Source organism: Aquimarina rubra (assembly GCF_042684305.1).
GTDB classification, from domain to species: Bacteria; Bacteroidota; Bacteroidia; order Flavobacteriales; family Flavobacteriaceae; genus Aquimarina; species Aquimarina rubra.
This window is the reverse complement of sequence record NZ_JBHULE010000035.1, coordinates 723329-745340: the sequence shown is the minus strand read 5'-3', so window position 1 is coordinate 745340 and position 22012 is coordinate 723329. Positions and strand designations below refer to the sequence as shown.

Below are 22012 nucleotides of genomic sequence, written 5' to 3'. Positions count from 1 at the left end.
ATTAATGGTTCGTTAGTTTAGTTTACTTTAAAACAGAAAATTCGATGGAAGAGTCCCCAAATACTGTATGCGTCTGCTTTTTAAAATCAGAGGCCTTTGCTTTGAAAATATTAGGGACAAAAGTTTGTGGGTTCAAATCTATATAAGGAAACCAGGTACTCTGCACCTGAATTTGAATTTTATGCCCTTTCATGAATGTATGATGTACATCCTGCAGTTTTATGTTTACCGCTGTTTTCTGATTTGGTACGAAAGGCTCAGGTTTACTAAAGCTATTTCTAAATCTTCCACGTATCACCTCGCTCCGAACCATCATATGGTAATTAGACATTTTAAGATATGCTTGGGTTTCTTCTGTATCTTCTGCATCGGGAGGATATACATCAATTAACTTTACCACCCAATCTGCAGCAGTTCCGGTTGTAGCAACTTTTAATTGAGCCAAAACTTCACCAGAAAGTGTCATATCCTCTGTGAGTACCGGAGTTTCATAAACCAGTACATCTGGACGTCTCGCAGCAAAACGCTGATCATCGGTCATATATTTTCTCGGAGTAAACACCATTTTAATATCCTCAGAATACGGAACCGGCTTTTTAGGATCGCTAATAAACTCTGAAAACTCTTTGCCTGCAGTTTCAGCTAGTGCACCATCTGACAAATACATCGTTTTTTTCTTTGTATTCTTTGGTGGCCAACTATCATATGTATTCCATTCTTTTTTCCCGGTATCAAAAATCTGAATTTCGGATAAACCTGTGGACTGGTCCCCTTCCCCTTTTAGAAAATGATTGAAGAATTTTGTTTCTACGTTTTTTTGAAAATTGAGTGAAATGTCATCTCCAAAATATACGTTACCAATAGCCTGACGCTTTTTATTTCTCGCCCAATCACCGTGACTCCAAGGACCGAAAACCATGATATTATAATTATCGCTATTATCTTCGATTTTCTCGTATGTCTCAAAAGGACCATACAGATCTTCTGCATCAAACAATCCTCCCACTACCATTACCGCAGGTTTAATATCTTTAAGATGTTGAATAATTCCTCTTTTCTGCCAGAAATCATCATAATTAGGATGCTCCTTTAGCTGAGTCCAAAAAACATTATCTTCCTTATAATATTGATCCAATGTACTAAGCGGACCAGCATCTAGGAAAAACTGATATTGATCTTTAGTTTTCAACTCCGGAAAGGTATACCAACTTTCTTTTACTGGTTCTGTTTTTTCATAACCAAATACTGCTGTAGCTCTCCAATAACTTAACAAATATGCTCCGTTGTGATGAAAATCATCAAAAAAGAAATCTCCAATACACGCTTGTGGAGAGACAGCTTTTAATGCAGGATGTGAATCTAGTAAAGAGTAGGTTGCATAAAAACCTGGATACGAAATACCCCAAACCCCAACTTTTCCGTTATTATTTTCTACATTATTCACCAGCCATTCGATTGTATCGTAAGTATCACTTGCCTCATCAAACTGCTTATCCTTTTTGTTAGGAATATAAGCGCGCATATTGTCATACACTCCTTCACTCATCCATCGCCCTCTTACATCTTGATAAACTATTATATTACCTTCTTTCATCAGAAATTCGTTAGGTCCTATCTTCGATCTAAATTCTGTTTCGCCATAAGGTCTGGAACTGTATGGAGTTCTTTGCATTAAAATTGGATACTTTTTACTGGTATCTTTAGGAGAATATATAGTGGTATGGAGTTTAGCCCCATCTCTCATGACAATATCTACTTCTTGTTTAGAATAATACTCTTTTACATCGTACGCATCTTTTTCTTCAGTAGTTTTAATTTCTTTTTGTACGTCCGTTTCATTTATATTATCCGTCTTTTTGTTACAGGATGAAATAAAAAGTAAAAAACCTAGTAAAGATAATAGTGTTAATTTAGTGAATCGCATTGGTGTTAGTTTAGTTGAGTGCTGAAGATAAAAAATGGAATGCTGACAAGCTTCCTTTTAAGGAGATTTTAACAATCTTATAATCTACAACAAAAACAAAAAAATAACCTTCAGGATGAACTGAAGGTTACTAGAATGTATTCGATTATTAGTATGTAAAATATTTACTATCTATTACTATAATTGCTTTTTAGTAAAATTCTTTAAGCCTTTTTTTAACCATTTTAGATACTCATTCTCATTAGGCGTATAGGCTGTGGTTGTATTCAAAAGATTCATTTCAGAATCTATCAGGACATAATATGGTTGAGAATTATTTTCAAAATTTAATGTTTGAAAAGTAGCCCATTTGTCACCAACAGTTTTGATGGATTTTATTGTACCCGAAGACTTCAGGAATTTAAATTGATCTTCTTCTTTAAGCTTTTCTCGATCATCCACATAAAGTGAGATCAAAATGTAATCGTTTTTTAAAATTTTAGTAATGTCTGGATTACTCCAAACTTGTTCTTCCATCTTTCTACAATTGACACAAGCCCAACCAGTAAAATCGATCATTATTGGTTTGTTTTCCTTCTTTGCCGCTTTTACACCTTTCTCAAAATCGGTGTACGCATTTAGTCCTAATGGTCCGTGTGTTTCTTTTTCGTAAATACTATAAAATAATGGAGGTGGAAAACCACTTAACAACTTTAGATTTGCGTATGCTGTATTGGTAAGGCCCGGAATTAAGTAGATCACAAAAGCAAGTGTCAGAACTCCAGTAGTGATTCTTACTTTACCCAACTTTTTAATCGGGCTATCGTGTGGAAAACGAATTTTTCCAAAGAGATACAGCGTTAATCCTATTCCAATAACAATCCAAATTCCAATAAATATTTCACGTTTCAGAACTCCCCAATGCTCGACTAAATCTGCATTAGATAAGAATTTAAACGCCAATGCTAATTCAATAAATCCTAAAACAACTTTTACCGTATTCAGCCATCCACCACTTTTAGGTAGGTTATTTAACCAATTAGGAAATAAAGCAAAAAGCCCAAAAGGTAATGCTAATGCCAAACCAAATCCTCCCATACCAAAACTTAATTGCATTGCTCCACCATCGCTACTTAGTGAACCTCCCAGTAAAGAACCCAAAATCGGACCTGTACAGGAAAATGAAACTAGAGCTAAGGTCAATGCCATAAAAAAGACTCCTAAAATTCCTCCTACACTTGTTGCTTTACTATCCATTTTATTGCTCCAGGAAGCAGGTAAAGTGATCTCAAAATATCCAAAAAAGGATATTGCAAATACTATAAATACAACAAAAAAGATGATATTCAGTGTTACATTAGTCGATATATTATTAAGAATTTCGGGATCCAAAGAATCCAATAGGTGAAAAGGAAGACTTAACAACAAATAAATCACAAAAATGAAAAAGCCATAAAGTATGGCATTCATCATTCCTTTTTTACGATCCTTGACGCCTTTAGTAAAAAAAGATACTGTAAGTGGGATCATTGGGAATACACAAGGTGTTAACAATGCTATTAAACCACCTAAAAAGCCTAACACAAATATTTTTAGATAGCTTTGATCTTTTACATCTTCCTTCGGAAATTCATCCCAACCTTTAATTCCAGCATTCAAAGTTTTAGACTTATTAATATCTTCTGGAGTAACCCCTAAGTCAGCTGTTTGATTTACATTTCCACCGGATAATTTTAAATTAAACTCAACAATATCCGGTGCTAAGCATTTTTCATCGTCACATACTCCAAAAAACACCTCAGCTTTAATAGTCTCGAGAGAAGAATTTAATCGCTTTACTTTTTGTGTAAATACCACATTATCCTCAAAATATTTGATATCCATTTCAAATACTTTATCGAACTTCTGGATCCCTTCTGGTTCTGTAGTTTGACCTACAAGTTCATACGCCTTATCTTCATTATAAAAAGTAAATTCTGTAGCCGTTGGTGCTATCTCATCTGTCTCCACCTCCTGCTGAGAATAAATGTGCCAACCTTTTTCTAAGGTTGCCTCAAAATATAGTGTATATACATTTTCGGACTCCTCTTTAACGCTACTTTTCCATTTTATGGGCTCAAATATCTGCGAAAACAGTGTTGTAGAAAACAATAACGTTGTTGCTAGTACTAGAATATTCCTCATTAGGTAATCGTTACTTTTAATATGTTTTTTGTTTCGGGGCTTATCTTAAACCTATTATCTGCTCTATAATTTATGATCCATACAATTTCATCACCAGAACATAAGAGCCAGACTCTTTCTTTGGCCAGCAAAGATAGCTTTTCATCCTTAAAATACTTACTCAACTTCTTTTTGCCTTTCATGCCTAAAGGATAAAAATAGTCGCCTTCTTTCCATTTTCTTACAATTAATGGATACTTTAACTTTTCTTTATCTAGGTATATTGTTTTTAGATCCGTGTTGGACACATCTGAAACTTCTTTCAGTTTAATCATCCCAGACGGAATTATAATCATATTCTCTTCTTCCGGAATTTTGTAAATACGATCAGAAACATCTTCAATAATTGGGCATAATAATAAATATCCCCTATTCTTTACCAGTCTATGGGTCGGAGAAAAAACCTGCTTACCGGATTGTGCAGTTAGTATTTGAAAAATGTCATCCCAGGCAGTAAAACCAAAATCTTTTAACAAAAAGTATAAGTACGTTTTGGGATCATCATATTGTTGTAGTTTATGGATTGGAATCCTGATCGTACCTAACTCTGAATATTCAAACACATCATTTCTTACACGATCAACCTGGTTTTTGACAAACGTATTGGTTTGTTTTAAATTATTAAGAGTCGTTTCGAAATTCTGTAAAAAATTAGGATTTATCGCCAAAAGCTCAGGAATTACTTGATGTCTGAGTTTATTTCTTAGATATTTTGTATTCTGATTGCTACTATCTTCTCGCCAGGTAATCTTATTTTTCTTTGCAAATTCTAAAATCTGATTTCTGGAAAAAGGCAATAGTGGACGAACATATGGTTTATTGATTTCAGGAATACCTGTAAGTCCGTCAATTCCGGTTCCTCTTGAAAGATTTATCAAAAAAGTCTCTAAGTTATCATCCTTGTGATGCGCTGTTAAGACATAATCATATTGATACTCCATTACGATCTCCTGAAACCAATTATACCTAAGTTCTCTCGCTGCCATTTGGATAGAAAGTTTATGATCTTTGGCATATTTCTCCGTTTCAAAATTTGTAACAAAATAAGGAACTCTTAATCTGTTTGCTATTTCTAAAACAAATTTTTCATCTTCATCACTTTCTTTTCCTCGTAATTTAAAATTGCAATGTGCAATCCCAATTTCTAAATCAAGTACATCACAGATATGGGTTAGTACTATACTATCTAATCCTCCACTGCAGGCAATCAGTAATTTCCTTTCTTTAAGAAATGATAAATGACCCTCAATATGAGCTTTAAATTTCTGTACCAATGTGTTTTATTATTTGTCTTCAGATAGATTTCAAATATACGATTTTGTGTACGTAGATCAACTTTTCCTTTAGCAGTCTTTATGTTTTGATTTTCAGGTTTTTAACACAAAAATCCAATCCTTTTTGTTATTTTTAAGCAACTCTTAAAATTTTGATATTATGAATAGGATAGATGAAATACCAAAATATTATGAAAATAATCATAAAAAAGAGTTCAGTAAAAAACTACTCTCTGTAGTTCCACATCTACATCCTTATGTAAAGCATCGAATATATATTGCAGAGAGCACAGGTATTCTACCAAGAAATATGTATTGCTCTAACGGTATTATAGATGATGCTATTGTAAAGTTATATAATGAAGAGCCATTAGATATTAGTATGGATACGCTTTCATTAGAATTAAAACTTTTTAGAATCGCAGATCACTTGATAGATGAGTTGTACATTAGTGAAGGCTGGCATCAACGATCTATCAGTACAAATTATTTTTTAAGAGAAGAACTTAATAAGTTGGAAGAAAACTATACTTCTGAAGCGGATAATGAATTGATTATGAATGAAGATTTAAATGATATCTCTTATCATCAAAACTCAGAAAACAAGCAGTTATTTATTTACGATGATGCCGATTCTGCTATTCTTAAAGTGATTGAATCAGAAGAATCATCAGAAAACAAAAAACAGAAATTATTAGGTAAATTTTATAGTTGGCTACCTCTGGAAACTTCTAAAATCATTGATTTATTTGTTTTTGGCAAGTTAAATTTTGAAGAGATTGCCAGAATTAAAGATATTACCGCCCAAGAAGTAAAAGAAACCATTATAGATGTAAGAAAGAGTTTTAGAAAGAATCTGATTTAATTGAATAGTGATTAGTTAGTAGTGAGTAATGAAAAAATTGATTTTACAGTTAAAAAATGAAAACCTAACACAATAAACTAAAACTTCTACTGGGCTCCTTCTAGCACTTCTCGCATTGCTTTTGCTTTAATCAAACATTCTTCATATTCTTTATCCGGATCTGATTTGGCTGTAATAGCGCCACCTACAGTATATGATATGTACTGTTTGATTTCATTATACAAAATGCTTCTAATCACTACATTAAAATCAAAATCTCCTGCTGGAGTAAAATACCCAACTGCTCCGCTATACAAACCTCTTTTAGACGCTTCTAAATCTTCTATAATCTCCATAGCAGAAATTTTAGGAGCACCAGTCATACTTCCCATTGGAAAAGTGGTTCTAACAATATCAACCGGCGAAGTTTCTGGATCAATCTTAGACGTCACTGTCGAAATCATCTGATGAACCTGTTTAAAAGTATAGACTTTACACAATTCTTCTACCTTAACAGAACCTTTTACGGCAGTTTTTGAAAGATCATTTCTAACCAAGTCCACAATCATTACATTCTCTGAGCGTTCTTTTGGGTCTAGTCTTAGAGTAGTAACCAATTCTTCGTCATCTTTCTTAACCTCTGATCGTTTCGCTGTTCCTTTTATGGGTTGAGAGATGATTTTATTTCCTTCTTTTCGTAAATACCTTTCTGGAGAAGCTGATAGTAAATAATGTTGATTACTTCTAAAAAAAGCTGCAAATGGTGTTTCAGATATTTGATTAAGATGATGATAAGTTTCTAAAGGTGCAAGACAACTATTTTCTGCAAAAAACTCCTGACAAAAATTTGCTTCATAGATATCTCCTCGATGTATATGAGAAAGCATTTGCTCGATTTTTTGCTTATATACATCTTTAGTGATTCGTAAACTTATCTTTACTTTACCACAAGGAGAATCTTCACTAGAAACCTCTATTGAAGACGGAAAAGTTCCAATCAACCGGTAATCTTCTTCTATTTCATCATCTACCATTCTTAGATACTGAACTTCTACTATGTTATCCTTAAGAAGAAATATTTTCTTTGGCTGAAAAAAATACAAATCCGGAAAATCAAGATGATCAGGATTTCTAGAAACCAATTTTTCAGTATCGTTTTTAAGGTCATACGATAAATATCCAAAAATCCAGTCTGCTGTCTGTTGCTGATATTCTTTTAGCTTGTCAAAACCAGAATGATAATCCGTTTTTATAGAAGTAAAAGCATCCACTGCTAAGATTGCATCGTAGCTAGAATATTGTTGAGAATATTCATTAGAATCCAGCCACATAATATCCTCAAATTGCTGTGCCCATTGCAATAATCTGATTTTAAATTCTGAAGAATTATCTATAGTGTATGTTTCGGTACTCCGCACTGCTTATTTAATCTGATGGGCAAAAGTACTCAGAACTTCTTTCAATCCCAACAAAAGAGTTTCGTCAGTAACCTCATTATTTTCTACAGAAAAATTTGCGTGAAATGAAGGGAAACTAAAACTTTCTATAATCTCTCCTCCGAATCTTGGTAGTACATTTTTTGCAAATTCTAAAGAGCTTATACCACCTCTCTGACCAGGAGAAGTACTCATCAATAATATTTTTTTTCCTTCAAGAAAATTACGATCTAATCTAGATAGCCAATCAATTACATTTTTAAAAAAAGCACCCCAGCTACCGTTATGCTCATTAACCGAAATAATCAGAGCATCTGCTTCAGATATTTCCTGTTTTAGGCCCAAAGTCATGCCAGAAAATCCATTATTTTTTTCTTCATCCTCACTATACATTGGCATTGGGTAATTCACCAATTTTAGAATTTTTATTTTATGATCTTCTATTTCTGAAGCTACATATTCTACTAGTTTGTGATTAATGGATGTACTGCTATTAGAACCTGCAAAGGCAAGAATGTTTTTCATTATCGATCTGGTTTATCTCCAAAAGTAGGTAAAATCAATACGAAGACAAAAACAAAGGATAATCGAATTCGAATGTTTTTCATAGAAAGAAAAAAACTAAATAAATACATCACAAGATTTTCTTGGCGGGGGCGAGAAGATTAACTAAAATTACGCAACTCCAAGTTTTTTAACATCTCTTAAATTCAAAAATCTCTTTTGGCTATGATTTCTGTGGAGTTGTTACCTTCAGTATAATTAACATTGAAGAAATGATTAATCTAGCTAGTGCAAAAACCGATAGTTATAACTAAATTATATATTAAAAAAATTACTAAAAGAAGCGAAATACAGACGTAAATAATGACTTGATTATTTGATTTAACAAAAAAAAGCAAATCCTGAGACCTTCTTTTCTGTTGTACCCCTTTTGTCCTAGCCTTAAAATTCGAATCTTTTTTTTAATTGGTATATTTATATTACTAACTAAACACCGTCCGAATTCATGTTTCTAAAACAAGCTCTATTAGTTACTACTTGGCTCTTTAGCCTTAATGCGTCTTCTCAAAATTTTGCGAAAAACCCAAAAAAAGTTGATAGCATCGTTTCATTACTTAAAACTCAGCCTAATGATTCTGTTAAAGTAGCCAATATCCATTTTCTATTCGATTATTTTGTCTACAAAGATGCAGAAAAAGGAAAGTATTATGCCGATGAGGAAATAAGAATTTCAAAACTCATAAATAATGAAACTGGTCTTGCAAACGGCTATTACAATTATGGTGTTTACTACAACACAATAGATAAAGAAGATTCAGCAAGAATCTATTATAAAAAAGCCTATAACTTATTTGATAAGTTGAATAATGACAATGGTAAGCATAGTGCGAGTTACGGCCTAGCTATATTAGAATACGATTATGGTAACCACGATGAAGCACTAGAAATTACCAAAAAAAATATTGATTTATACGAAAACAAAATTAATGACTCTATCAGGTTAGCCATAGACTACGATTTCATCGCACTTATCTATGCTGCCAAAGGTAATTTTAAGCTTGCCATAGCTAACAGCTTAAAAGCTGTTAGAATTTTAGAAAAATCCAATAAACCTATCCGACTTGCTGACGCTCTTTCTCATTTAGCAGACCACGAATTGTCTTTAGAAGATTTCACAAAATCATTGGAGCATAAAAAGAAAGCATTATCCATTTATAGAGAAAATGACGATAAATATTATGTAACCGTTGCACTTAACGATATTGGTAACACCTATTATTACTTAAAAGATTATGACAACGCACTAGAATATTTAAAGAAAGGACTAGATACTGCTAATGCCTTAAATTTAGTAGATATCAAAAGAAATTTGTTGGATAATTTAGGAAAAACTTATACAGCAACTAAAGATTATCAGAAAGCTCTTGAAAACCTTAATCAGGCACTAAAAATCGCTGAAGAGACCAAACAAAATTACCGAAAATCTGAAATACTGAATAATCTAGGCACACTTTATAATGAAACAAACAAGCCCTTAAAAGCTTTAAGTACTTTTAATGAAGCCATAGATCTAGGCAAAAAATTCAAAAATTCTGAAGCTCTCGGAAATAGCTTCTATAACAGATCAGATACTTACCTGAATTTAAAGCAACCTCAACTAGCTTTAACTGACTATAAACAATACACAACAATAAAAGACTCAATTTTCAGTAAAGAAAAAACACAGCAGATAGAAGAACTTCGTACCATTTACGAAACAGAGAAAAAAGAACAGCAGATACAAATTCAAAAAAATGAAATTGAGTTGCTCGGCGCAAAAAATAAAGTCAGTAATCTTCAGCGGATATTACTTGCATTAGCTTTAGCTTTAGCGCTAATTGCCGTTTACGCCTTTTATCAAAGAAATAAACGCAATAAATTGGCTAAAGAAAAAGCAGAAAGTGATTTAGAATTTAAAACTAAAGAACTAACCACCCACGCGTTACATCTTGCTAAAAAGAACGAAGTCCTTAACGACTTAAAACAAAAGGCCAAGATTTTAAAAGCTGATGCCAATGCAGATCCCGGTTACCAAATGCTAATACAGACGATCAATTTCGATTTACAAGATGACAATAATTGGGAGAATTTTAGCAAGTATTTTGAGCAAGTGCATAAAGGTTTTAATAACAAAGCACAAAAACTTTATCCTAATGTTACAAAAAACGATTTACGTTTGATGGCTCTATTAAAAATGAATCTCTCTTCAAAAGAGATTGCCAATATCCTTAACATCTCTAACGATGGTATAAAAAAAGCCAGACAAAGACTTCGCAAAAAGATGGGATTGGATTCTAATGAGTCTTTAGAAGTTGTTGTTATAGCTATTTAACAACATAACAACCTCTCCAAACACCTTTAAATAAAGGTGTTTTCTTATGTACCCCTTTTGTACCCATCCATTTTTTTTTATCTAAAAATCAAGCCTATATGTTTGTCTTGTCATTAAGTTGACAACTACCGTTTTTGTGGTGTCTTGTTCAAAAGGGCTGCAGACCATTTTTGGACAAGTCGCACAAAACGATTACTACAAACCACAAAAATCTTTAATTATGAAAACGTTATTTAAAATAACAATTTTTAATATTTTCCTATCTCTATTTTTTATCTCTTGCTCTAAAGACGATAGTGCATCCATTCCGGAAGACCCAAATTCTGGAGAACTTATTGAAACGCCCGGACAAATTAGCGAAGATGATTTTGAATCTTTTGAAGGCGAACTAGGATTTGTAATAGATGCCAGACCACTAGCCCGCAAGGGATATAAGCCAACACAAGTGATCATTAATGTGGAGGCTGACAATGGCAATTTTACAGAAACAGTTCCGGTAGATAAATATACACTTATGGGGCAGCTTAAAATTCCTTTAGAAAGTTTAAGTGAAGCCGCTAAGACCGAATTAGCCAGTGGCGTGCGAATAACACCAGAATACCAAGATGCCACTGGCACTACGATTTTTACAGAACCAACATTTATACAGTCGTTTCGACCTAACCCAAGTCCAAGAATTGCCAATACGGGAATGTTGGAAGAAACAGAAGAAAATCAGACATTAAGTTTTAGATCTGGTACTTCCTACTATATTCAGCGAATGAATGCTGATGGTAGTCCAGATACAGGCTCATTCACAACAACATCTAACTCTGATTTAGATGATGTTATTTCTGCCTCTAGCAATGCAGCGTTTAATGGAAATGAGCCAAATAGAAGCTTCACGTTTGATTCTGTACCTAACAAACCTAATACTTTTTTAATAAGACACACAGAGTCAGGGCGTTTCATAAGATATGCAACGATCACTGCAACAGCACCAAATAATAGCGCCTCTTTCTTTGGGATGAAGTTAACACCAAACACAAGTTTAACACAAATTGAAAATGCCAGCGATTACCATAATTATCAATTCACGTTCGAGAAGCAAGATAATGGCACATACATCATAAAAAACACTGTAGGTGATGCTTTAAAACAAGCACCTGCTTTCGGACTGTCTTTTGACGATACTATTAATAACACAGCCAATGGAGGTTCTACCGTTACGGCCGAAGCCAGACGATGGAGAATCGTTACGGCAAGTGTCAATTGGAGTGTTGCTAGCATTGGTACAACCATTTTACCACCAGTACTACCTAAACCAGAAACTGCGTTCGAATTTAATAGTGTACTTACCAATTGCGGTAGCGGCACATTGAGCCAAACAGTTGACTCGAGGGTAACGGAAAATGTCTCAAGAACTGTTGGTTGGGAAGAAACCTTATCGATGAGTACCGCAAATTCATTTAGTGTTACCGCAGGTGTAGACGTAGAGTTTTCGGCAGAATTGTTTGGGGTAGGCACCAACGTAACTGCTAGCTTAGAAACCACATACCAGCATGACTGGTCTTCAACAGAAACCAATAGCAATTGGGAGTCTAGTAGTTTAGACGATACAGTAGCCTTATATTCATCACGTACGGTTACAGTTCCTCCTGGAAATGGCTCCTTAGTGTATGATGTACAACAATTCTATCCAGAAACTAAAGTCAACTTTGTACAACGTTTACGCATTGAAGCTACAGATAACCAAGGGCTGTTGTCAGGTCAGGCGATACGAACTTTATTCTACCTTACCAATTTTACTGGCGTCATTACCGAGGTAGAAGATACTTCCATTGTAGTTACACTTAAAGGCACTATGGTTTTAGATAAAATTGTTGATTTTGAAAGTAATGTCCAAGACGTACCAGCTAACTGCAACTAATAATCTAAAAGGAAGCGTGTTTTAAAATACGCTTCCTTTTTCTTTAAATCCACAAGAACATGAAAGCAACTTTAACATATATAACTATAGTTTGTCTGGCATTTTTGAGCACTGCGCAAAATTCAGATTTTATAACCACCTGGCAAACAACGGCCAATAATGAAACTATTACCATACCAACATTTGCAGACGAAACCTATAATTATACGGTAGATTGGGGCGATGGCACGACAAATAGTAACCTAACAGCTGAAGCCAGTCATACCTATACTAGTGCTGGTACTTACGATATTAGTATTACAGGGCTATTCCCCCAGATTTATTTTCAAGCTGCGACTCAGGACAATCGCGATAAGATTATTGATGTAAAACAATGGGGTAATAATTCCTGGGGTTCGATGTTGTATGCATTTTTCAACTGTAGCAATATAGAAGTTTCTGCCACAGATGCTCCAGACTTAACCAATGTAACGAATTTATATGGTATGTTTCGAGGAGCGACTACATTCAATCAACCTATAAACCATTGGGATGTTAGTAATGTGACTGAAATGTCCGAAATGTTTAGTAGTTCATCTACTTTTAATCAACCTCTAGATAATTGGGATATTAGCAATCTACAAGATATGAGGGCAATGTTTTTTGGCGCATCTTCTTTTAATCAACCGCTAGATAATTGGGATGTTAGTAATGTACATGATTTAAGAGGAATGTTTTTTGGTGCATCTTCTTTTAATCAACCCCTTAACAATTGGAATGTTAGTAATGTACAATATATATCTTCAATGTTTGATGGTGCATCTGCTTTTAATCAACCTCTAGATAGTTGGGATGTAAGCGGTGTCGTTTCTTTGGCTTTTTTATTTAGAAATGCAAGAGCTTTTAATCAACCGCTCGATAGTTGGGATGTTAATAATATTGAATATATGAATTCTATGTTTGATGGTGCATCTACTTTTAATCAACCCCTAAACAGCTGGGATGTTGGTAATGTACGTTTTATGACCGAGATGTTTGATGGAGCAACTGCATTTAATCAACCTTTAAATAATTGGAATATTAGTTCTGTAACACAAATGGACAATATGCTTAGAAGAAGTTATCTTTCGATAGAAAACTATGACACCACCTTACAAGGCTGGGCAACCTTGACTAACTTACAAAATAACGTAACACTAGGTGCAAATAATCTAAATTATTGTAATGGTGAAGCACCAAGAAATTTATTAATTAACAACTTTGGCTGGACCATTATCGATGCTGGCTTGGATTGCTCAAACCTGAGCATAAATGATGAATCCTTACGGTTTGCAACATTATATCCTAATCCCGCCACAGATTATATCAGTATTTCTAACTCAAATACTCAAGACAACTATACCATTTATAATATATTGGGTAAAAAAGTAAACTCTGACCTACTTTTACCAGAATCTAAGATTTCGGTTACTCATTTAGAAAAAGGTATATATTTCTTGAAACTTGGAAATTTGAAAGCCCTACGGTTTGTAAAAAACTGAAATTGAATTCATTGAATAAAAAGCAAATCACTCTAATACTTAAAGGAAAGGGTTGCTTTTTTTTATAGTGTAACGCAGAAATTCAAATTGTAAAAGATCCGTGTATTGTTTTAATGCTTTAATGAGTTCTTCTCCATAATCTAAATAATACTCAGAAAAATTACGTTGGCGTTCTTCTTGAGATCAATTAGGGAATAATTCATCTTGTAATTTTTTGATACGATCAGTAAGCTCTTGAAGTTCCACTTTACAAAACTTCGTTTTGAAATTGCACCAACTAAAAAATCCAACCACTTAATGTGATTGGATTTTCTTGGTCGGGGTGGCAGGATTAATGTTATTGATCCTGGTTTTGGTTTTGTTGCTCAAGAATATCCAATCTCAAGCTATCGCTTGTTTGTATTTTTTAGTTAGTTTCATTTTACAAAACTTCGTTTTGAAATTGCACCAACTAAAAAATCCAACCACTTAATGTGATTGGATTTTCTTGGTCGGGGTGGCAGGATTCGAACCTGCGACCTCCGCGTCCCAAACGCGGCGCGATAACCGGGCTACGCTACACCCCGAAAAAGGTTATCCTTTTTGCGGGTGCAAATATAAGTAAACTCTTTGATTAAAACCTATTATTTATTTAAAGATTTTTATTTCAATATTCGCTTTAGCTGAAGCTCTAACAAATACCCTAGTTTATTGTAGCATTCTTTTATTCTTTCGATATCTCCAAATTCTCCGTAAGCATAGTTACCAATCACTTTTGGAGTTTGTGTACTATACAAATACGAATCTGGAGCATCTGTCTTTACAAATCTCAACGTCGTTTCGAGCTTTCCTTCTTCTCTACCAACACTTGCGCTACCTCCATAACCAGTATAGAACCAGTCTGCTTCAACTATTAGCGTATACTTCGTATCCTCTTCTGTAGCAACAAACTTTAAATCACTATACTTTTTTAATTTTTCACTGACCCCCTTGATAAAAGCGGCTCGCCAAGTTTCTTTTTTAGCCAACTCATAGGTTTCAAACCATTTCTCACCTTTGCTTTTATCAATCTTACCATACTTACTCTTCATGTTGTCGATAAACTCTTTCTCAGGATGGAGACTATAAATAATAAGATCTTCAGGAAAAGTAAGTTTTACTGCAATTTTTGATTCATCTTCTAAGAAAGCTAGTTTTTTCTTATCTATTTTAATTCTTTGTGCAAAAGAAATGGTACTAATGGACACTAGAAAAAGGAAAATTATTTTTCTAAACATATGATAACACTATTACTTGATTTCGTTTTTGATTAGGATACAATTATAAGTTATTTTTAAGAATCAATCCTCAATTAGTTTCCGATATTTGATGAAAAAATCCCTTTTGAACAAAACGCTAACATTCCTTTTTTTCTTTCTCAGTTATATGTTGAATGCCCAATTTAATATTTCGGGATCTATCATAGACCACACCTCTTTAACACCTCTGGAAAATGTTACTATATTGGATATAGAGACTGGTAGTAAAGTAGTATCTGACAGTTATGGTAGTTTTAAAATTACATGTAGTGGAACTCTTCAAATTTCCTTTACAGGATATGTGACTAAAAAAATTAGGGTTACCAAAGACCGAAACATAACTATATCACTAATTCCTGAAATCAACGAATTACAGGAAGTGTTTATCAATAGTCAATCAATTCCCGTTCTGGAAAAATATGCAACAGATGCCGTAACAATTCTAAACACCACAGAAATTAACAGAGGAAATACTATAGAATTACACCCTGTTTTAAATAAAGTTCCAGGGGTTTTTATGCAAAACGGAACGCTCAATACCAATCGGATTACCATAAGAGGAATTGGTGCCAGAAATTTATTTGGTACAGCAAATATCAGAACGTATTTTGGAGATATACCACTAACTGATGGTAATGGAGAATCCTCTATTGAAGATCTTGAATTGGCTTCGCTTTCTGGAATTGAAATTCATAAAGGGCCTTCTTCCAGCTCTTACGGTGTTGGATTGGGAGGAACCATCTTACTAAAGCCCGAATTTGTAAGTCGTCCAATTACGGAAGCCTCTTTCTCCAGTGTTTTAGGAAGCTATGGTTTGAGCAGAAATCTTGGAAAAATTATGTTAGGTGGAAAAAAATCAAGTCTTAACATTGTCTATAGCAATAACCATTCTGAAGGATATCGTGATAACAACACCTACAACAGAAATACCATTACTGCCACATCTAGCATAAAGATTGGAGAAAAAGACAACATATCTATGATAGCTAGCTATATTGATTTAAAAGCTGGAATCCCCAGTTCCTTAGATCAGGAGGATTTTGAAAATAATCCACAGCAAGCAGCTTTTACCTGGGGAAGGTCTCAGGCATTTGAAGATGTCGATTATGGAATTCTTGGAGTTACCTGGAAACATGATTACAATCCTAATTTTTCTCAACATACAAGTTTGTTTACCTCTTTCAGAAACAATTATGAACCACGACCGTTTAATATTCTCAAAGAAAAATCAAATACAATAGGTATACGAAGTAGGATTATTGGCAATTCGAGTATTTTTCAAAAAAAATGGAACTGGACAGTTGGCGGTGAACTTTTCTTTGATTTTTATAATAGTAGAACTTTTGAAAATCTATATGAAGATTTTCCTATTGGAACAGGTAGTGTTTTAGGCAACCAGTTATCACATCTTGATGAAAAAAGAAATTATTACAATCTTTTTGCAGAATCCAATTTAAAAGCAAACGACAGACTTCAATTCAATTTTGGATTACATCTTAATCAGACATTCTTCACTATTGAAGATGCATTCTTAATTGATGGTGAGGACAGTTCAGGAAAATTTAATTATGATCCTATTCTATCACCTAAAGTTGGTGTAAACTATGTCTTGAATACTAGTTTTGTCTTATTCGGAAATATAGCTCACGGTTTTTCTACACCGACTACCTCAGAGACATTATTACCGGATGGAGAATTTAATCCAGATTTACGACCAGAAATTGGATGGAATTATGAGATAGGTACTCGATATACATTATTACAAAACAGGCTATATGGTTCTCTTTCGGTATACTCATTAAGAGTGCGAGATCTATTAGTAGCCAGGAGAACCGAGGAAGATAATTTCTTTGCGGTCAATGCCGGTAAAACGATTCATAATGGAATAGAAGCCAGCATTAATTACAACCTCTTTAAAACAAAACATGGGCAGTTGAATTTTTTCATCAATACAACGGTTAATGATTATAAATTTGATGATTTTGTAAATCTGGAAACAGATTACTCTGGTAATGACCTCACGGGAGTACCTTCTTATATCCTAAATACAGGAATCGATTGGATTACACAAAAAGGGATCTACGGAAATATTAATTTTCAGTCGGTTAGTAAAATCCCTGCAAATGATCTTAATACTGTTTTTAGTGATCATTATGAACTATTACATGCTAAAACCGGATATAAAAATAGACTTGGTGAACATATTTTTCTGGATTTATTTTTAGGAGCAAATAATATTCTTGACACTAAATATGCTTCTCAGCTACAGGTTAATGCTAGAGGTTTTGGCAATAATGCTCCAAGATATTTTTATCCGGGTTTACCTTTTAATATGTATGGAGGCATTAACATAAAATATAGATTATAGACAATTTTTATTTGTAATTTTCAGGTGTAAACTCAATGATCATAATGAAGAATTTTGTATTTCTTAAAGTAATATTATTAACTACGCTATTTTCCTGTGCTCAGGAAAAGAAAAATGATATTCCAATTCAACCAGACCCAAAAAATTATACCACAGAAATTATAGTTCCTGATTTACAAATTCCGTGGGGTATGGTTTGGCTTCCTGATGGTAGTATGTTGATTACAGAAAAAAGTGGTGAATTGATCCATTTCAAAGATGGAACTAAAACCCAGATTGGTAATGTTCCCGAAGTATACAATCGTAATCAAGGAGGACTCCTAGATATAGAACTACATCCGAAATATAGCGAAAACGGATGGATTTACTTGACATACTCCTCCAAAGAAGGATCAGAAAAGGGAGGACATACAGCCTTAATTAGAGCAAAACTGGAGAACAATCAATTGACTTCTATAGAGAATCTGTACAAAGGAACTCCTAATACAACCCGTGGACACCATTTTGGATCAAGAATAGAATTTGATAACGAAGGATTTCTATATTTCTGTATTGGCGATCGAGGAAATAGAGATGAAAACCCACAAGATGTCACTAGAGATGGAGGAAAAGTATATAGATTAAATGATGATGGAACTATCCCAAAAGATAATCCTTTCGTTAATAAAAGTGAAGCCAAAAAAGCTGTCTTTTCTTATGGCCATAGAAATCCACAAGGAATGGCGATCAATCCTATTGACGGAAAAATATGGATTCACGAGCACGGTCCAAGAGGAGGCGATGAAATCAATGTTATTAAAAAAGGTGTAAACTATGGATGGCCAGTAATAACCTACGGAATTAATTATAGTGGATCTTCTATCACAGATATGACCGAAAAGGAAGGAATGGAGCAACCACTATATTACTGGGTTCCTTCAATTGCTCCTAGCGGAATGGATTTTGTGACTAGTGATATATATCCTGATTGGAAAAATGATCTATTAGTAGGTTCATTAAAATTTCAATATCTAGAACTCGTCGAGTTAGATGGTAATGAAGTTACAGGTAGAAAAAAAATAGTAGAAGATATTGGCAGGGTTCGCAATGTACGTCAAGGTCCAGATGGATATATCTATGTCGCCGTAGAAAACAAAGGAATTATAAAAATCATCCCAAAATCATAATTGATGTTTGTTAAATTAAAAATGAGGAAGCGCTTAAAACAAATATTGATTTTAGAAATAGCCGCTATACTATTTTGTATATCCGTGATTGCAAAACAAGGAAATTCTAACAACAGATATGTTTCCAGCCTTGATGTAAATATCCAGGAGACAGCACTTTCTAAAAGTATAGCTCGTGGTGAAGAAATTTATATAGATTTCTGTATGCAATGTCATTTAGCCGACGGAAAAGGAACACCTAACGTCTTTCCTCCTCTAGCAGGATCAGATTGGTTAACTGACAAACGCAAAGAAAGTATTCATTCTATAAAATATGGTTTAAATGGCCCTATAAAAGTCAATGGCAAACCCTATAACAGTGCAATGACCTCATTAGGATTAGAAGATGAAGAAATTGCCGATGTTATGAATTACATTATGAATAGTTGGGGTAACGAACAAAAGAAAATGGTTACCATAGAAGAAGTGGCTGCCATCAAAAAGTAAAGCAAGTTGTATCTTTTTTTAATAATTTTAAAGGAATAAAAAATATAACAATCTACGTATGCTTTGCGTTAACATTCTTGATGTGACTGCAAAAACAACTTCAGAAAAATTGTTTTAATTACGATTTATGAGATTTCTTCTGTTTATTATCTTATTTTCTCTAGGCTATACTGCTTACAATCAAGAAATAGATGATATATCGCCTAACAAATATCGATTTAGATATAAATCTGAAGTCTTTAAAGGTACGAGGCTAGAAATCACCGCAAAACTTAGAAGTATTAAAAACAGCCCAAAATTTTCCGGAATACCAGAAGAAATACAAATTGGACTTAATAAACTTTTTAAAGATGCCAAAAGTCAGGCATTACCTAGAAGATATCGTAAAAAAGCAATTGTATTCCTTGACGCACTATACCATTACGAGGAATTCGTAATCATGTATAATGGTGCTCTGTATGAAGTAATTGAAAAACTAAAAAGAGATATGAAACGTATTGATTTTAAGCTAGAAAGACAATATATTAAATCCAGAACCTCATTAGATCGTGCAAAAAAACAAGACTCTTTAAATACCAAACAAATAAATTATTTAACAAAAGAGCGCAGAAAAAGCTTAATTCGATTAGCATGTCATCGCTGGATGAAGAAAAAATTCGACTCTTATAAAGGTATTGATATGGTCAAAAATCCTGATCAACTTATTAATGAATTTAAAAGAGCTGAAGCTGCCTATATCTTTTCCTTATTTGGAAAAAAAGAGGTGGACGAAATTAAAAGATACCTGGAAAACGAAATCATAGACTTTTACTATAAAAAAGCAATTACCGAAATCAATCCTGAAAAACTGGAGCTTCAATACATCAATAAATATAACTAGATAAAAGAATTTTGTTAAGAATATTTTACTAGTTTGCGCATACATGTCTTCCTATACTAAAACATACAGAGTCATTGGATTAATGTCAGGAACATCTTTAGATGGTCTGGACATCGCCTATTGCGAAATAAAAAAACAGCAAGATTCTTGGTCATTTTCTATTCAGAAAACTAAAAGCATTGATTATGAGAAGAAACTTAAGAACCAATTAAAAAATACTGTAAATATAGACAGTGCTAGCCTATTAGCCTTCCATAACGACTACGGATCCTGGTTAGGAGAACAAGTCAAAACATTTATTGATCAGCATAAATTGCAAATAGATTTCGTTTCGAGTCATGGTCATACTGTATTTCATCAACCAGAGATTGGATTAACGTATCAAATTGGTTCAGGTCAGCATATTGCTAATGCCTGCCATCAAAAAGTAATTTGTGATTTCAGAACCAATGATGTAGCGCTAGGTGGTCAGGGAGCACCACTGGTTCCCATCGGGGACAAGCTATTATTTAGTGATTATGATTTCTGTCTTAATTTAGGAGGTATTAGTAATATCTCTTATGACCTGAATGAAAAAAGAATTGCCTACGATATTTCTCCTGCCAATATGCTATTAAATCTTATTTGTACCAAAATAAATCTTGAATTTGATGACAGAGGAAAGCTTTCCAGAAATGGAATATTGAATAAAAAAGTATTAGCAGCTTTAAACAATCTGGAATTTTATGATCAACCATATCCAAAATCACTGGGGTATGAATGGTTTTTAGAAAATGTGGCACCAATAATCAACAATGCCAAAGATTCTGCTGAAAATTTATTACACACCTCCGTTCATCATATAGCAGAACAAATTGCTAGAGCGATAAAAAAAACCGGGAAGCAAAACTCATCACTTTTAATTACTGGTGGAGGTGCAAAAAATGATTTTTTAATAGAAACGTTGGAACAGAAACTAAAAGGTTTCTCTAAGATTGTGATCCCCGAAACCAATATCATTGACTACAAAGAAGCCTTGATTTTTGCATTTATGGGAACTTTAAGAGATCGAAATGAGGTCAATTGTCTTCATACTGTTACCGGTGCTAAAAGTGATTCTTCCTCTGGAGTGATATACTATCCAAGTTAATTTTCACTTCCTTAACATCATCTATAAAAAAACTATATCACTCAAAACCCGATAACTCAATAACTATTTCTAAATTTGCCTAAAAATTATTGGGAATGCTTATTATTGGTATCGCTGGAGGAACAGGTTGTGGAAAAACAACGGTTGTTAATCAAATAGTAAATGAATTACCTCAAAACGAAGTGTGCGTCATTTCGCAGGATTCATATTATAAAGACACTAGCCATCTTCGATATGAGGAAAGGACCAAAATTAACTTTGATCATCCTCAATCCATCGATTTTGAATTATTAGGAGAACACCTTAAAGCTTTAAGGAAAGGAGAAACTATTGAGCAACCGGTATACTCATTCGTAGAGCACAATAGAACTAAAGAAACCGTTCAAACCAAACCTAGTAAAGTAATTATTGTAGAAGGAATATTAATTCTTACGAACCCTGCTATTCGTGATATGTTTGACATTAAAATATATGTGCAAACCGATAGTGACGAACGATTAATACGTCGTTTAAAACGTGATATAGCAGAAAGAGGTCGAGATATGGAAGAAGTCTTAGATCGTTATCAAAATACTCTGAAACCTATGCATCAGCAATTTATTGATCCTACAAAAGAGTTTGCTGATCTCATAATACCTAACAATAACTATAATAACGTAGCTATAGACATTGTTCGTACTATTGTAAAGGAACGCTTGAATTAACTTTTGTACCTTTATAAT

At 33.7% G+C, this 22012-nt stretch carries 16 protein-coding genes, 1 tRNA gene and 1 pseudogene; 10 read left to right on the top strand and 8 right to left on the bottom strand.

Going from position 1 to position 22012, the window contains the following annotated elements; all coding sequences use genetic code 11:
• Positions 1–22: 22 nt before the first annotated feature.
• From ACFSR1_RS23125 to tilS, 3 genes are all read right to left on the bottom strand, one after another.
• Positions 23–1924, bottom strand: a complete 1902-nt coding sequence (locus ACFSR1_RS23125; RefSeq protein WP_378295394.1) for a CocE/NonD family hydrolase — start codon at positions 1922–1924, stop codon at positions 23–25.
• 177 nt (positions 1925–2101) lie between these two features.
• Positions 2102–4087 carry a protein-disulfide reductase DsbD family protein gene (locus ACFSR1_RS23120; RefSeq protein ID WP_378295393.1) on the bottom strand — a complete coding sequence of 662 codons (1986 nt, stop codon included), beginning with the start codon at positions 4085–4087 and terminating at the stop codon, positions 2102–2104.
• A complete protein-coding gene (gene tilS, locus ACFSR1_RS23115; protein WP_378295392.1) occupies positions 4087–5400 on the bottom strand; it encodes a tRNA lysidine(34) synthetase TilS in 1314 nt (437 codons plus the stop codon). The genes ACFSR1_RS23120 and tilS overlap by 1 nt, the downstream gene beginning before the upstream one ends.
• 160 nt (positions 5401–5560) lie before the next feature.
• On the opposite strand from tilS, the gene ACFSR1_RS23110 reads away from it, so the two are divergent.
• A complete protein-coding gene (locus ACFSR1_RS23110) occupies positions 5561–6265 on the top strand; it encodes a hypothetical protein (protein WP_378295391.1) in 705 nt (234 codons plus the stop codon).
• Between the two features lie 86 nt (positions 6266–6351).
• Here ACFSR1_RS23110 and pabB read toward each other — a convergent pair whose 3' ends face one another.
• Positions 6352–7662, bottom strand: a complete 1311-nt coding sequence (pabB, locus tag ACFSR1_RS23105; protein WP_378295390.1) for an aminodeoxychorismate synthase component I — start codon at positions 7660–7662, stop codon at positions 6352–6354.
• A gap of 3 nt (positions 7663–7665) precedes the next feature.
• Positions 7666–8205, bottom strand: a complete 540-nt coding sequence (locus ACFSR1_RS23100) for an NADPH-dependent FMN reductase (RefSeq protein WP_378295389.1) — start codon at positions 8203–8205, stop codon at positions 7666–7668.
• Between the two features lie 484 nt (positions 8206–8689).
• On the opposite strand from ACFSR1_RS23100, the gene ACFSR1_RS23095 reads away from it, so the two are divergent.
• From ACFSR1_RS23095 to ACFSR1_RS23085, 3 genes are all read left to right on the top strand, one after another.
• A complete protein-coding gene (locus tag ACFSR1_RS23095; RefSeq protein ID WP_378295388.1) occupies positions 8690–10555 on the top strand; it encodes a tetratricopeptide repeat protein in 1866 nt (621 codons plus the stop codon).
• A 220-nt stretch (positions 10556–10775) separates the two neighbouring features.
• Positions 10776–12464: a hypothetical protein gene (locus ACFSR1_RS23090; protein WP_378295387.1), complete on the top strand. Its 1689-nt coding sequence runs from the start codon at positions 10776–10778 to the stop codon at positions 12462–12464.
• Between the two features lie 59 nt (positions 12465–12523).
• Positions 12524–13984 carry a BspA family leucine-rich repeat surface protein gene (locus tag ACFSR1_RS23085; RefSeq protein WP_378295386.1) on the top strand — a complete coding sequence of 487 codons (1461 nt, stop codon included), beginning with the start codon at positions 12524–12526 and terminating at the stop codon, positions 13982–13984.
• Positions 13985–14023: 39 nt separating this feature from the next.
• On the opposite strand, the pseudogene ACFSR1_RS23835 reads toward ACFSR1_RS23085, so the two are convergent.
• The 3 genes and pseudogenes from ACFSR1_RS23835 to ACFSR1_RS23075 form a co-directional block, all read right to left on the bottom strand.
• Positions 14024–14152: pseudogene (locus tag ACFSR1_RS23835) on the bottom strand (hypothetical protein); the annotation flags it as partial.
• A 320-nt stretch (positions 14153–14472) separates the two neighbouring features.
• Positions 14473–14550 (bottom strand) — tRNA-Pro (locus tag ACFSR1_RS23080).
• A 75-nt stretch (positions 14551–14625) separates the two neighbouring features.
• On the bottom strand, positions 14626–15240 hold the full coding sequence (locus ACFSR1_RS23075; protein WP_378295385.1) for a hypothetical protein: 615 nt from the start codon (positions 15238–15240) through the stop codon (positions 14626–14628).
• A 106-nt stretch (positions 15241–15346) separates the two neighbouring features.
• Here ACFSR1_RS23075 and ACFSR1_RS23070 point away from each other — a divergent pair, with 106 nt between their 5' ends.
• The 6 genes from ACFSR1_RS23070 to udk all read left to right on the top strand — a co-directional run bounded on the left by ACFSR1_RS23070 (position 15347) and on the right by udk (position 21994).
• A complete protein-coding gene (locus tag ACFSR1_RS23070) occupies positions 15347–17629 on the top strand; it encodes a TonB-dependent receptor domain-containing protein (protein ID WP_378295384.1) in 2283 nt (760 codons plus the stop codon).
• Positions 17630–17673: 44 nt separating this feature from the next.
• Positions 17674–18795 (top strand): PQQ-dependent sugar dehydrogenase, encoded by a 1122-nt coding sequence (locus ACFSR1_RS23065; protein ID WP_378295383.1) that lies wholly within the window; start codon positions 17674–17676, stop codon positions 18793–18795.
• Between the two features lie 21 nt (positions 18796–18816).
• The gene (locus ACFSR1_RS23060; RefSeq protein ID WP_378295382.1) at positions 18817–19281 is read left to right on the top strand and encodes a c-type cytochrome; all 465 of its coding nucleotides are present in this window, start codon (positions 18817–18819) and stop codon (positions 19279–19281) included.
• A gap of 127 nt (positions 19282–19408) precedes the next feature.
• Positions 19409–20161 carry a hypothetical protein gene (locus ACFSR1_RS23055; RefSeq protein ID WP_378295381.1) on the top strand — a complete coding sequence of 251 codons (753 nt, stop codon included), beginning with the start codon at positions 19409–19411 and terminating at the stop codon, positions 20159–20161.
• A 43-nt stretch (positions 20162–20204) separates the two neighbouring features.
• Positions 20205–21290 (top strand): anhydro-N-acetylmuramic acid kinase, encoded by a 1086-nt coding sequence (locus ACFSR1_RS23050; protein ID WP_378295380.1) that lies wholly within the window; start codon positions 20205–20207, stop codon positions 21288–21290.
• A gap of 95 nt (positions 21291–21385) precedes the next feature.
• On the top strand, positions 21386–21994 hold the full coding sequence (gene udk, locus ACFSR1_RS23045; RefSeq protein WP_378295379.1) for a uridine kinase: 609 nt from the start codon (positions 21386–21388) through the stop codon (positions 21992–21994).
• The last annotated feature ends 18 nt before the right edge of the window (positions 21995–22012 follow it).